This is a genomic window from Caballeronia sp. LjRoot29 (assembly GCF_964252755.1).
GTDB lineage: Bacteria > Pseudomonadota > Gammaproteobacteria > Burkholderiales > Burkholderiaceae > Caballeronia.
Window position 1 is genome coordinate 19,957 of the sequence record NZ_CAXUPU020000003.1, and the last position, 12,891, is coordinate 32,847.

The 12,891-nt window shown below is 59.8% G+C and carries 12 protein-coding genes; 3 read left to right on the top strand and 9 right to left on the bottom strand.

Annotation, left to right across the window (positions count from 1 at the left end; all coding sequences use genetic code 11):
• Positions 1-72 precede the first annotated feature (72 nt).
• The 9 genes from ACSQ83_RS04135 to ACSQ83_RS04175 all read right to left on the bottom strand — a co-directional run bounded on the left by ACSQ83_RS04135 (position 73) and on the right by ACSQ83_RS04175 (position 7,984).
• Positions 73-498 carry an ExbD/TolR family protein gene (locus tag ACSQ83_RS04135; protein WP_414951460.1) on the bottom strand — a complete coding sequence of 142 codons (426 nt, stop codon included), beginning with the start codon at positions 496-498 and terminating at the stop codon, positions 73-75.
• Between the two features lie 12 nt (positions 499-510).
• Entirely contained in the window at positions 511-1,305 is a 795-nt protein-coding gene (locus ACSQ83_RS04140; protein WP_414951459.1) for a MotA/TolQ/ExbB proton channel family protein, read from the bottom strand.
• Positions 1,306-1,385: 80 nt separating this feature from the next.
• Positions 1,386-2,162: an energy transducer TonB gene (locus tag ACSQ83_RS04145; protein WP_436227304.1), complete on the bottom strand. Its 777-nt coding sequence runs from the start codon at positions 2,160-2,162 to the stop codon at positions 1,386-1,388.
• A 342-nt stretch (positions 2,163-2,504) separates the two neighbouring features.
• Positions 2,505-2,741: a (2Fe-2S)-binding protein gene (locus ACSQ83_RS04150; protein ID WP_436227305.1), complete on the bottom strand. Its 237-nt coding sequence runs from the start codon at positions 2,739-2,741 to the stop codon at positions 2,505-2,507.
• A gap of 255 nt (positions 2,742-2,996) precedes the next feature.
• A complete protein-coding gene (gene murI, locus ACSQ83_RS04155) occupies positions 2,997-3,923 on the bottom strand; it encodes a glutamate racemase (RefSeq protein WP_414951456.1) in 927 nt (308 codons plus the stop codon).
• 13 nt (positions 3,924-3,936) lie between these two features.
• Positions 3,937-4,413 carry a bacterioferritin gene (bfr, locus tag ACSQ83_RS04160; RefSeq protein ID WP_089158863.1) on the bottom strand — a complete coding sequence of 159 codons (477 nt, stop codon included), beginning with the start codon at positions 4,411-4,413 and terminating at the stop codon, positions 3,937-3,939.
• Positions 4,414-4,630: 217 nt separating this feature from the next.
• The gene (locus tag ACSQ83_RS04165) at positions 4,631-6,154 is read right to left on the bottom strand and encodes a fumarate hydratase (protein ID WP_414951455.1); all 1,524 of its coding nucleotides are present in this window, start codon (positions 6,152-6,154) and stop codon (positions 4,631-4,633) included.
• 78 nt (positions 6,155-6,232) lie between these two features.
• A complete protein-coding gene (locus ACSQ83_RS04170) occupies positions 6,233-6,820 on the bottom strand; it encodes a TIGR00645 family protein (RefSeq protein WP_414951454.1) in 588 nt (195 codons plus the stop codon).
• 252 nt (positions 6,821-7,072) lie between these two features.
• Entirely contained in the window at positions 7,073-7,984 is a 912-nt protein-coding gene (locus ACSQ83_RS04175; RefSeq protein ID WP_436227306.1) for a DMT family transporter, read from the bottom strand.
• Positions 7,985-8,381: 397 nt separating this feature from the next.
• Between ACSQ83_RS04175 and acs the strand changes: the two genes are divergently transcribed.
• The 3 genes from acs (at position 8,382) to ACSQ83_RS04190 (ending at position 12,877) form a co-directional block, all read left to right on the top strand.
• A complete protein-coding gene (gene acs, locus ACSQ83_RS04180) occupies positions 8,382-10,364 on the top strand; it encodes an acetate--CoA ligase (RefSeq protein WP_436227307.1) in 1,983 nt (660 codons plus the stop codon).
• Between the two features lie 139 nt (positions 10,365-10,503).
• On the top strand, positions 10,504-10,851 hold the full coding sequence (locus tag ACSQ83_RS04185; protein ID WP_436227308.1) for a DUF4212 domain-containing protein: 348 nt from the start codon (positions 10,504-10,506) through the stop codon (positions 10,849-10,851).
• A gap of 7 nt (positions 10,852-10,858) precedes the next feature.
• Positions 10,859-12,877 carry a sodium:solute symporter family protein gene (locus ACSQ83_RS04190; protein WP_436227309.1) on the top strand — a complete coding sequence of 673 codons (2,019 nt, stop codon included), beginning with the start codon at positions 10,859-10,861 and terminating at the stop codon, positions 12,875-12,877.
• The last annotated feature ends 14 nt before the right edge of the window (positions 12,878-12,891 follow it).

The window sequence follows — 12,891 nt, forward strand, 5'->3', positions numbered from 1 at the left end:
AAAAAGGCCTTCATCATTGCGATGAAGGCCTTTTACTTTGGGGCTTGGGTTCCGCGGGCAAATCGTGCCGCGCTACTTCCCGCCCGCCTTCGGCTCGGTGACAAAGCCGATCTTCGATAACCCGCCGCCTTGCGCCGCCGACATCACATCGGCAACACGCTCATACGGCACCTTGCGGTCCGCGCGCAAACGCAATTCCGGCTGCGGCGTTTGCTTCGACGCGTCGACGATGCGCGACTGCAGCGCGGCATCGTCCACTTTCTGGTCATTCCAAAGCACCGTTCCGTCTGCTTCGACAGCAACGTCCACGTGCGCCGGTTTCGTGTCTTGCGGCTGGCTGCTCGCCTTCGGCAAATCGATTTTCACCGCGTGGTTGATCGCGGGAATCGTGACGAGAAAGATGATCAGGAGAACCAACATGACGTCGACGAGCGGCGTCATGTTGATCTCGCTCATCATGCCGTCGTCCTCGTCACTGGAGAAAGGGCTCATGGCCATGGCGACGTCCCCTTAGCTCACACGCGATGCAGGCTGCTTGGATCCAGACGTCGACCCGGCAGTTGCCGCAGCGCTCGCAGCATATTGCGTGGCGAGGCGCAGGCCGTCGCCACGTTTGCTGGATGCGAGCTTGGTGCCCGTCACGAAGAATGCGTGCAAGCCATGCGCGAAACGGTTCAGCTTCGTGACGATGGTCTTGTTTCCGCGCGTCAACGCGTTGTAGCCGAGCACTGCCGGAATCGCGACGAACAGGCCGAACGCCGTCATGATCAGCGACTCGCCAACAGGTCCCGCGACTTGATCGATGGAGGTCTGACCGGTTGCGCCAATGGTCAGCAACGCGTGATAGATCCCCCACACCGTGCCGAACAAACCGACGAATGGCGCCGTGCTGCCGATCGATGCGAGCACGGCGAGCCCCGCTTGCATGCGTCCGACGCCTTCATCCATGGTGTCCTTCAGGCAGCGCGTGATCCAGTCCGACACGTCCATGCGGTCGTGCAGATGCGGTTGCGTCTGATGGTGATGATCGGCGGCGTCCTGACCCGAGAGGGCGAGAGCGAGAAACGGATTGTCCTGCGCGTTCGAGGAATGGCTGCTGAGCTTCTTGATGCCGTCGGCGAAATCGTCCGAATGCCAGAACGCCTGCTCGGCATTCTTCGTGAGGCGCTTCAGGCGCACCACGTTCAGTCCCTTCACGACAATCACTGTCCACGACAGGATCGACATGATCGCCAGCGCGAGCGCGATACCCCGCGTGACAAAATCCCCTTGCGCCCAGACATGCGCCAAGCCGTAGTTTTGCATTGCAGTTCCTGTAAATATCTAAAATTAGGTCGAGTTCTTTGTTTTATCCGCCAGCCGTTGTATCGGTCTCAACGGCCGCGCTAGTCGTTCAGGCCAAAAACGAACGGCTGGGAATACGCAGCGCGGATCGCCACGCCGTTTTCCTTATAGGGCTTGCATGCGCTTGAACGCATGGCGTCGAGCGCGGCGTCATCCAGTCGCGACGAACCGCTGCTCTTCTTCAGTTCGATGTTCTCGATCTTCCCCGTCAGCCCGACGACGAATTTCACCAGCGCCGTCCCCGATTCCCCGCGACGACGCGACATGGCCGGGTAGTCCGGCACCGCGATGTTGCATTCAAGATGCGCGACGTCCTTCGGCGCGTTCAGCTCCATCGTCGGATGCCCAATAGCCGGCGCCGCTGCAGCGGGCGCCGCCGCAACGGGCGGCGTGGGCGGAGCAGGAGCGGGCTCAGGCGCGGTTGCCGCAACGGGCGAGGGCGCCGTGGTTTGCGGCAACGGCGTTGGCGCGGCCTTCACGCGCGGCTGAATGACGGGCTTGGGTTTTGGTTGCGGCTTCGGTGGAACCGGTTTCGGCGGCGTCGGCACGGGCGCTGACTGAATGGCCACGGGCGCTGCAACAGGTTGTGGCGGCGCGGGACTGATCAGTTCGGCAGTAATCGTCTTCGATTCGATCGCAAGCGGCGGCGGCTCATTTCGCATCGTGAGGACGATTGAGAGCAGGGCCACGTGAATCGCCACCACAGCGACGCTCGCTGCAATCACACGCGGACTGAGGCCAGAGGATTCGATCGAACGGGAGGAGTGAGCATTAAGCGCCGCAGCCGAATTGCCGGGCGAAATCAGGGGAGACGGCATATCAGCGTGGTTCTACGGCAGTGACGCCGTACGAACAGCGAAAGCCCATGCAGCATGTGAGACTGGAGGACTTCATTTTCGAAAGATGAGCAGAGAAATAAACAGCGTGGCCACGAAACCGATCAGCAATTCCATCATTCCCTCCTTGAACGGGGGTTGGCGGGCTGGCTCAAAGTGACCTGGCTTGCGGGCGGAGAAGCGGGGACTGCGAATTACACTTGGAAACGCTGCGAGCGGTGACGATAGGCTTAAAATCAAGCGCTGGAGCTGTTACGTAGTCATTGCAGGGCGGTAACACTTAAGGGGTCCGCGCTGGGCGAATCCCCGTTGATCCTTGCGTGCTTACGCCGCCTTGCGTTCGTAGAACGTCAGCGGTACTACCTGATGCTGATCGCCACGCGTAGCGCAATGCGAGGCGCAACCGCTTTCGAGCATCACGTCGCGCACGGTGTCTTCGCATTTGCCGCAGCACATGGCAACACCCAGTTCGAATTGCAGTTCGTCGAAGGTAGCAACGCCTTCCGCAATCGAGGCGCGAATCTTTCTGTCCGACACTGACTTGCACACACAGACGATCATGATTAACCGCAATAGCTAACGTTAATGCGAATTATTATCATTCCTTATGCGTTGGTTGGCAATAGGGGTGAGCGGTTTTTTTCAACAGGAAGCGGACGGGAAAAAGGGGCGGGGCGCGGAGGCTTGTCGCGTAAGGCGCCATACCTGTGCAAGCAACTGAAACCGCGTGCCTCGAAGGGGCTTTTTAGCCGCGCAAGCAGGGTTTTTGTGACTTTGATGAGGGCGGCGCGAGGGGGCAGACGGAGAGTCGCGGCCTCAGACCGGATCGGATTCCAGTTCCAGCGTTCGCCGTGAAGGGATCACAACGCGTTCTACGGTCACATCCAGTCCGAGTAGCGACGCTGCGAGTTGCCGCAGAGCCCGACCATCGTTCGTGGAGTAAAAGCGCGGCAATTCGACTGCCTGAGCCTGAGCAGGCGCAGCCCGCAGCCCAAACGAGTCCAGTTGCCGTTCGAGTTGCCGCGCAATCGCGACACTCGTATCGACCAGCTTGAGCCGGTCGCCGGAAATGGAGCGGATGGCTTCATCGAGAAAGGGGTAGTGCGTACAGCCAAGCACCAGCGTGTCTGCGTTGGCGTCGAGCATGGGTTGCACGTAGCTTCGCAGCAGCGCAACAAGTTCTGGCGAATTCGTGTCGCAGCGTTCCACTGCCTGCACGAGGCCGTGCCCCGGTTGCAGGATGAACTGGCAATCACTGGTATGGCGTTCGGCCAGAGCTTGAAAGCGCGCGCTGCGTAACGTAACGGCGGTTGCCAGTACGCCCACCACGCGCGTTTGCGACGTGAGCGCCGCCGGCTTGATACCCGGTTCCACGCCGATCACTGGAATGGACAAGCGTTCCCGGGTTTGAGCGATGGATTGCGAGGTCGCCGTGTTGCAGGCAACCACCAGCGTCTTCGCGCCCTGCGACACCAGCCATTCGCCAATCGCAAGCGTCCGGTCGGCGATAAAGTCGTCATCGCGTTCGCCATACGGCGCGTACAACGAGTCCGCCACATAGATCAGCCGTTCGTCCGGCAAGGCGGCGCGCACTGCGCGCAACACGGACAAACCGCCGAGGCCCGAATCGAAAATGGCAACGGGCGCGCTCGAACCTGGCGCCTCGAGAGAGGAACTGACGGGGGAACCAGCAGCAGAAATGACAGCGGAGCGACCCGCTGAACGAAGGGCGTCGAAGGGCATTGTGGCCGGTAGTTTACTCGTTCTCGCCCATCATGGTCTGCTGATAGTTCTGGATGCCGACCTTCGCCACCAGATCGATCTGCGTTTCCAGCCAGTCGATATGCTCTTCCGTATCGTCGAGAATCTTCACGAAGATTTCACGCGAGATGAAATCGCGAACCGATTCGCAATACGCAATTGCTTCCTTGCAGGTGCTCTGTGAAATCTGTTCGAGTTTCAAGTCGCACTTAAGGATTTCTTCGGTCTCTTCACCAATCAGCAGCTTGTGCAAATCCTGAAGGTTCGGCAGGCCGTCGAGCATGAAAATACGCTGGATCAGCCAGTCGGCATGCTTCATCTCGCCGATCGACTCATCGTATTCATGCTTGCCGAGCTTCTCCAGCCCCCAGTGCTTGTACATGCGTGCATGCAGGAAGTACTGGTTGATCGCAGTCAGCTCATTCTTCAGCTGCTGGTTGAGGTATTCGAGGGCTTTGATATCGCCTTGCATGTAAGTTCCTTGTGTGGGCGTTTCAGCTTTTCAAACATAACCGCTCAAGTTTAAAAAGCCAAGATGAAAAATGGTGTTTTCCCCGCTATTTGGCGGAGATTTTGTATTTCTGCGCAGTGGAATGAGAATGAAAATGGTTCTCTGCGCAATAGCTCGAAAATGAAAGAGCCGGGCACGTGGCCCGGCTCTTGTCAGCGCGTATTGCTAGGGCGGTAGTTTAAACCGTCGCGACCGGAATCTTGCCGATCTTTGCTTGCCATTCCTTCGGACCCGTCTGATGGACAGAGGTCCCGGTCGAATCAACGGCAACGGTGACCGGCATATCCTGCACGTCGAATTCATAGATGGCTTCCATACCCAGGTCTTCGAACGCGATCACCTCCGCGCCCCGAATCGCCTTCGAGACCAAATACGCCGCGCCGCCCACTGCCATCATGTACGCGGCCTTGTGCTTCTTGATTGCCTCGATAGCAACCGGGCCGCGCTCGGCCTTCCCGATCATCGAGATCAAGCCGGTCTGCGACAGCATCATGTCGGTGAACTTGTCCATGCGCGTGGCCGTGGTGGGACCAGCCGGTCCAACGACTTCCTCGCGAACGGGGTCCACCGGACCCACGTAATAGATCACGCGATTCGTGAAATCGACGGGGAGCTTTTCGCCTTTGGCGAGCATGTCGGCGATACGTTTGTGCGCGGCATCCCGGCCTGTCAGCATCTTGCCCGACAGCAGCAACGTCTGGCCGGGCTTCCACGCGGCAACTTGTTGCTTCGTCAGCGTGTTCAGGTCCACGCGCTGGCTCGTCTCCGTATTCGCGACCCATTCGACTTTCGGCCAGGCATCGAGTGAAGGCACATCGAGTTGCGCCACGCCTGAACCGTCGAGCGTGAAATGCGCGTGACGCGTGGCCGCGCAGTTCGGGATGATCGCGATCGGCTTCGATGCCGCGTGCGTGGGCGCGGCCATGATCTTGACATCGAGCACGGTGGAAAGGCCGCCCAGACCCTGCGCGCCGATACCCAGCGCGTTCACCTTTTCGTGCAGCTCCACGCGCAGCTCTTCGATCCAGTCTTGCGGTCCACGTGCGATGATGTCTTGAATGTCGATGGCGTCCATCAGCGATTCCTTCGCCATGACCATCGCCTTCTCCGCCGTGCCGCCGATGCCGATTCCGAGCATGCCGGGCGGGCACCAACCGGCGCCCATCAACGGCACGGTTTTGAGCACCCAGTCGACGATCGAATCCGATGGGTTCAGCATCGCGAACTTCGTCTTGTTCTCCGAGCCGCCGCCCTTGGCTGCGATCTGGACATCAACTTTATTGCCGGGGACTATCTCGTAGTGAATCACCGCCGGCGTGTTGTCTTTCGTGTTCTTGCGCGCGCCTTCGGGCGGGCTCACGATGGACGCGCGCAGCACGTTATCCGGATTCAGGTAACCGCGGCGCACGCCTTCGTTGATCATGTCGGTGACGCCCATGGTCGCACCGTCCCAACGCACGTCCATGCCTACTTTCACGAACACCGTGACGATGCCGGTGTCTTGGCAGATCGGCCGATGGCCTTCCGCGCACATGCGGCTGTTCGTCAGGATTTGCGCGATGGCGTCTTTTGCAGCAGGACTCTCTTCGAGTTCGTACGCGCGGCCGAGTGCCTGGATGTAGTCGAGCGGATGGTAATAGCTGATGTGCTGCAGCGAATCCGCAATGCTCTGGATCAGGTCTTCCTGCTTGATGATGGTCATGGCTTGAACGTGGGCGAACGGTGCGTTATTGGGACTGTTTGCGGCGCTTCAAAAAGCGCTCAGGTGTTGTGCTGCTGCTTACTCGTGCGCCTTCGCGGGCGTGCCGGAAGGCTCGTGAAAATGCTCCGGATGCGTATGCGTGGTCAGGCGGTCGACCCATGCCATGACAAGCGCCGACACGAGGAACGCCACGTGGATGATCACTTGCCACATCACGGCGTGCTCGGAGTACTGGTCCGGGTTGATAAACGTTTTCAGCAGATGGATGGACGAGATGCTGATGAGCGCCATGGAAAGTTTCACCTTCAGCACGCCGGCGTTCACGTGATCGAGCCACTCGGGCTGATCCGGGTGACCTTCCACGCCGAGTCGTGAGACGAAGGTTTCATAGCCGCCCACGATCACCATGATCAGCAGGTTCGAGATCATCACGACGTCGATCAGGCCGAGGACGACCAGCATGATGTTGGTCTCGTCGAGCGTGGTCATGTGCGTGACGAGGTGCCAGACCTCCTTCAGGAACAGCACGACATACACGCCTTGCGCCACGATCAGGCCGAGATAGAGCGGCACCTGAAGCCAGCGGCTCATGAAAATGACGGCGGGAAGCGGCTTCATTGAAGGGCGGGGAGGACGGGTGCCGGGGATGTTCGGGGATACGGACATGAGCGGTGCCGGGTCGTGGAGGGTTGATTGAATCCAGTAACTGCTTTGGTCGTGGAGAGCGCGAAACGGGTGAAATGAGACGAAACGATGAGGCTAACCGCGCGAAAATGGACCTCGCGCACATTTTTGAGAAAGCTCGTTATTGTAGCGCGACGCCGCCGACGGGTTGCGGGTCAACCCTTAAGGAAGTCCGAACACGCCGCGGGCGCCAATACCTGGTCAGCGGCAGTTCAGACGCGCGCGTGAAACCGGTCAGGAAATCATCGGCGGCGCGGTTTTCGACTTCATGCTGGCGAGGACGATGCCGGTGACCACGCACGCCAGCGCGATTCCATGCGCAATCGTCGGACGTTCGCCAAGAAACACAATGCCGTAGAGCGCTGCTGCGATCGGCAATAGCCCGGAAAATACCCCCGCGAGACTGCCGTCCACGTGCCGGATGCCTTTCATCCACAGCCAGAACGAGAAGATGCTCGCCGAAAGCCCGTACCAGAGCACAAGGCTCCAGACACTCAGGCTGACGCTGCTGTAATCGAAGCTGACGAGCGCCGACAACCCGAGCGGGAGCATCAGCAAGAAACCGAAGAAATGCGTATAGGCGCAGATATCGATGGCGGGAAGCGTCTGCGTCAGGCGTCGCGACAGGATCACGTAGAACGACTCGCAACATACCGCGCCAAGCACCATCAGGTTGCCGAGCAGCGACGTATCGTGCGACGCGCCGCCCGCTCCGTGCGCGCCGGCCGTCCCTTGCGCGACGTTGATCACGACGACGCCGACAATGGCGAGCGCGATGGAAATTAACGCACGCCCGTTCGGGCGTTCCTTCAGGAAAAACCACGAGAACAATGCGACGACAGCCGGAATCGTGCTGGTGATCACGCCCGCCGCGACGGCGCTCGTGCGCTGCACGCCGTTGAGCATCAGCAGCGTGAACATGAAGGTGCCGAAGAACGCTTGCTGGAACAAGTTGGCCCACTCGCCGCGCTTGACCCGCCTGATCTTCGCGGGACGCAACAACGGCCAGAGCACCGCCATTGCAATGACGAAACGCAGCAACGCGAACAGCGAGACGGGAATGAACGCAACCACCGACTTGCCGACGCCGACATTGCTTCCAACCAGCAGCATGGCTGCGATGAGGTAGAGCGCGTAACGATTCAAGCTGGAATCCGGACGACGAGTTCAGTTAACATGGCATGGCGCATCATTGATCTCGCTCAATGGAAGTCGCCCAAGCGAAGCAGCGCGCAAGAGCAAGGCGCATCATTGTAGTAAGGGGTCGAAAAGGCCGCATTGTAAAAGTGCCTGCCCCTACGTGTATACCCCGTGGATATTGACTGGGTTGCGTAAGTAGCGGGTAAGGCACGCGGCTTATCGTCCGGGTATGAAGCCTGGCGCGCGTATGCTGCGCTGCACGAGCAGGCCACGCACAGAGGCAGGAGACACGGCACGACGCGTAGTGCACGCGCATGTCGTCCACGCCTGAAGACATAGCGGTTTTGGAGCCTGCGCTCCGGAATCGCGGCTATCAGATTCACCATCAAAGAAGGGGTTGTCGATGTCTGCGATTGAATCCGTACTCCAGGAACGCCGTATTTTCCCGCCATCGGCCAAAGCAATGGCCGGTGCAGCGATCTCCGGCATGGACGCGTACAAGGCTTTGACGTCCGAAGCCGAACGCGATTACGAAGGCTTCTGGGCGCGACTCGCACGCGAGACGCTTAGCTGGCACAAGCCGTTCACCACCGTGCTCGATGAATCGAATCCACCGTTCTACAAGTGGTTCGAAGACGGCGAAATCAACGCGTCGTATAACTGCATCGACCGTCATGTGGAAGCCGGGCATGGCGCGAAGAAGGCGATCATCTTCGAAGCCGATGACGGCACTGTCGTGAACGTCACGTACCAGGATCTTTTGCAGCGCGTTTGCCGCTTCGCCAATGCGCTGAAGAAGCGCGGCGTGAAGAAGGGCGATCGCGTGGTGATCTACATGCCGATGTCGGTGGAAGGCGTGGTCGCCATGCAAGCCTGCGCGCGGATCGGTGCGACGCACTCGGTCGTGTTCGGCGGGTTCTCGTCGAAGTCGCTTAACGAGCGGCTCGTGGACGTGGGCGCCGTTGCGCTCGTCACGTCGGACGAACAAATGCGCGGCGGTAAAGCGCTGCCGTTGAAGAGCATCGCCGATGAAGCCATTGCAGCCGGCGGTTGCGATGCGGTCAAGAGCGTGATCGTGTACAAGCGCACGGGCGGCAAGACGCAATGGCACGAAGGCCGCGACCTGTGGATGCACGAGCTCGTCGAGCATGAAGCCGATACGTGCGAGCCGGAATGGGTCGGCGCCGAACATCCGCTGTTCATTCTCTACACGTCCGGTTCCACGGGCAAACCGAAGGGCGTGCAGCACAGCACGGGCGGCTTTTTGCTGTGGGCCGCGCAGACCATGAAGTGGACCTTCGACGCCAAGCCGGACGACGTGTTCTGGTGTACTGCCGACATTGGCTGGATCACGGGGCATAGCTATATCGCGTATGGTCCGACTGCTATTGGTGCAACCCAGGTCGTGTTCGAAGGCGTGCCGACCTACCCGAACGCCGGGCGCTTCTGGGACATGATCGCAAAGCACAAGGTCACGATCTTCTACACCGCGCCGACCGCGATCCGTTCACTCATCAAGATGGCCGAAGCCGATGCAAAAGTGCATCCGAAGAGCTTCGACCTGACGTCGCTGCGCATTCTCGGCACCGTCGGCGAGCCGATTAATCCGGAAGCGTGGATGTGGTATCACGAGAACGTGGGCCGAGGTATTTGTCCTATTGTCGATACGTGGTGGCAGACTGAAACCGGCGGTCACATGATCACGCCGCTGCCGGGCGCAACGCCGCTCGTGCCCGGTTCCTGCACGCTGCCGTTGCCCGGCATCATGGCTGCTGTAGTCGATGAAACCGGTCAGGACGTGCCGAACGGGCAGGGCGGGATTCTGGTGATCAAGCGGCCGTGGCCGTCGGCGTTGCGCAACGTGTGGGGCGATCCGGACCGCTACAAAAAGAGCTACTTCCCCGAAGAACTCGGCGGCAAGCTGTATCTCGCCGGCGACGGCGCCGTACGCGACAAGGACTCTGGCTACTTCACGATCATGGGCCGTATCGACGACGTGCTGAACGTGTCGGGGCATCGGCTGGGGACCATGGAGATCGAGTCGGCGCTGGTGTCGAATCCGATCGTGGCGGAGGCTGCAGTGGTTGGCCGTCCCGACGATACGACCGGCGAAGCGGTATGCGCGTTCGTCGTGCTGAAGCGCCCGCGTCCTGAAGGCGATGAAGCCAAGCAGATCGCCAATGAACTGCGCGCGTGGGTCGGCAAGGAGATCGGTCCGATCGCCAAACCGAAGGACATTCGCTTCGGCGAGAACTTGCCCAAGACCCGTTCGGGCAAGATCATGCGGCGCTTGCTGCGATCGCTTGCGAAGGGCGAGGAGATTACGCAAGACATCTCGACGCTCGAGAATCCCGCGATCCTGGATCAACTCGGCGAAGCGCGTTAATTTGACTTGAGTATCATCTGGCTTGAAAAAACGGCTCCCTGTTCCAGGGAGCCGTTTTTGTATCGCGAGCCTGTAGTTTCAACCGGCACACGATGTCGATCCCGATTGCCGCTTCTCAAAGCATTTGGTAGATAAGCACATGTCTTCAATTCCACCGCCTGCTTCGAGTCTTGCCGGACCACCGCCCGTCACGGAGGCGATGGCGCATGCGCATCGGGTGTACTGGCGAATGAATCTTGTGGTGATATCGGTGTTGATGCTGATCGGATTCGTCGTCTCGTTCGGCATTCCGCTCATGGCAGCGCAGCTAGATCACGTGCGTTTCGCAGGCTTTCCGTTGCCGTTCTACTTCGGCGCGCAGGGCGCGATCCTTGTTTATGTCGCGTTGATCGTGGTGTATATCGTGCTGATGCAATTCGCCGATGCCCGTCTGCAACGGACCCTTGCGCGGCTTTCGGTGCGGACTATCGATAAGCCCGAGCCGTGAATTGCCGATGAAGCTCACCCATCGACTCATCCGGGCCTACGCGCTTTACACGCTCGGCTTCTTCCTGTTCATCTACGTGATGGCGCGGATCGAGCGCGTGACCGGGCCGGGCATGTGGATCGGTTATGTGTTCCTGTTCGTGCCGATCGCCGTGTATGCCGTGATCGGGTTGTTGTCGCGGACGTCGGATCTTGTCGAGTATTACGTGGCCGGACGGCGCGTGCCGTCTGCGTTCAACGGCATGGCGACCGCGGCGGACTGGTTGTCGGCGGCATCGTTTATCGGTCTGGCCGGGTCCATCTATGCAACCGGTTACGACGGCCTTGCCTACATGATGGGCTGGACCGGAGGCTACTGTCTCGTCGCGTTTCTGCTCGCGCCGTATGTGCGCAAGCTTGCTCGCTACACCATCCCCGACTTTCTCGGTACGCGCTTTTCGAGCAACCTCGTGCGAGGGATAGCAGCGTTCGCGGCCATTTTGTGTTCGTTCGTTTATCTGGTCGCGCAGATCCAGGGCATAGGGCTGATTGCGTCGCGGTTTATCGGTATCGATTTCGCGATCGGAATCTTCTGCGGTCTCGCCGGCATTCTCGTATGTTCGTTCCTTGGTGGCATGCGTGCGGTCACGTGGACGCAGGTCGCGCAGTACATCATCCTGATCAGCGCCATGCTGATTCCTGTTTCGATGATCGCGCATCGCGAGGGGCTCGGCTGGTTGCCGCAGCTTTCGTATGGGCGCTTGCTGGAGCGCGTGGAAGTGCTGGAGCGCGCGGTTGAACACTCGCCTGAAGAAGCCAGGGTCCGCGACGATTACCGGCGCCAGGCGCAGGAGATCCAGACGCAGATTGATGAATTGCCCGCGTCGTTTCATACGGGCCAAGCTCAGTTGATGGAGGAGATCGCGGACTTGCGCCGGCATAACGGGCCGTTACGCGATATCAACGAGCGGGAACGCGAACTGGCGTCGTTCCCGAAGACGCCTGCCGAGGCGAACGTGCAATGGACCCGCGCCCGCGATGCGATGCTCGAACGCGCCGCGCCACCGGTGCCGGTGGCCGAAGCATTTCCCCCTTCCGACGATGAAAGCGCGCGCCTGCACAGGCGGAATTTCTTGTCGTTGTTGCTGTGTTTGTCGTTGGGGACGGCGAGTTTGCCGCATATTTTGACCCGCTATAACACGACGACATCGGTGGCTTCCGCGCGGCGCTCGGTTGGATGGACGCTGTTTTTTGTCGCGCTGTTTTATGTGACCGTGCCCGTGCTCGCGGTGCTGATCAAGTATGAAATGCTGACGGGAATCGTCGGGCACAAGTTCGCCGATCTTCCTGCGTGGGTCATGCAATGGCGCAAGGTGGAGCCGTATCTGATTCATATCGGCGATGTGAACGGCGATGGCATCGTGCGCTGGTCCGGTATCCAGATGCAGCCGGACATGGTCGTGCTCGCCGCGCCGGAGATTGCGGGGTTGCCGTATGTGATGTCGGGCTTGATCGCGGCGGGCGCGTTGGCGGCAGCGCTTTCTACCGCCGATGGCTTGCTGCTGACGATCGCGAATGCGCTCTCGCACGATGTTTATTACTGCATGGTCGACAAGACCGCGAGCAGTCAGCGAAGGGTCACCATATCGAAGATATTGTTGTTGGGCGTGGCGTTGTTTGCTTCTTATGTGGCTTCGCTCAATACCGGGAATATTTTGTTTCTTGTGGGGGCGGCGTTCTCGTTGGCGGCGTCCAGTATGTTTCCGGTGTTGGTGCTTGGGGTGTTCTGGAAGCGGACGACGAAACTCGGGGCGGTCGCGGGGATGCTGGCGGGCTTGAGCGTGTGCGTCTATTACATCCTGTCGACGTATCCGTATTTCACGCAGATGACGGGGTGGTCGGGCGGGCGGTGGTTCGGGATCGAGTCGATCAGTTCAGGGGTGTTTGGAGTGCCGGCGGGGTTTTTCGTGGCGGTGGTGGTGAGTTTGTTTGATCGGAAACCGGACGCGTATACGAGGGCGCTGGTCGATTATATTCGGCATCCGTGAGGGGAAGAGACGCA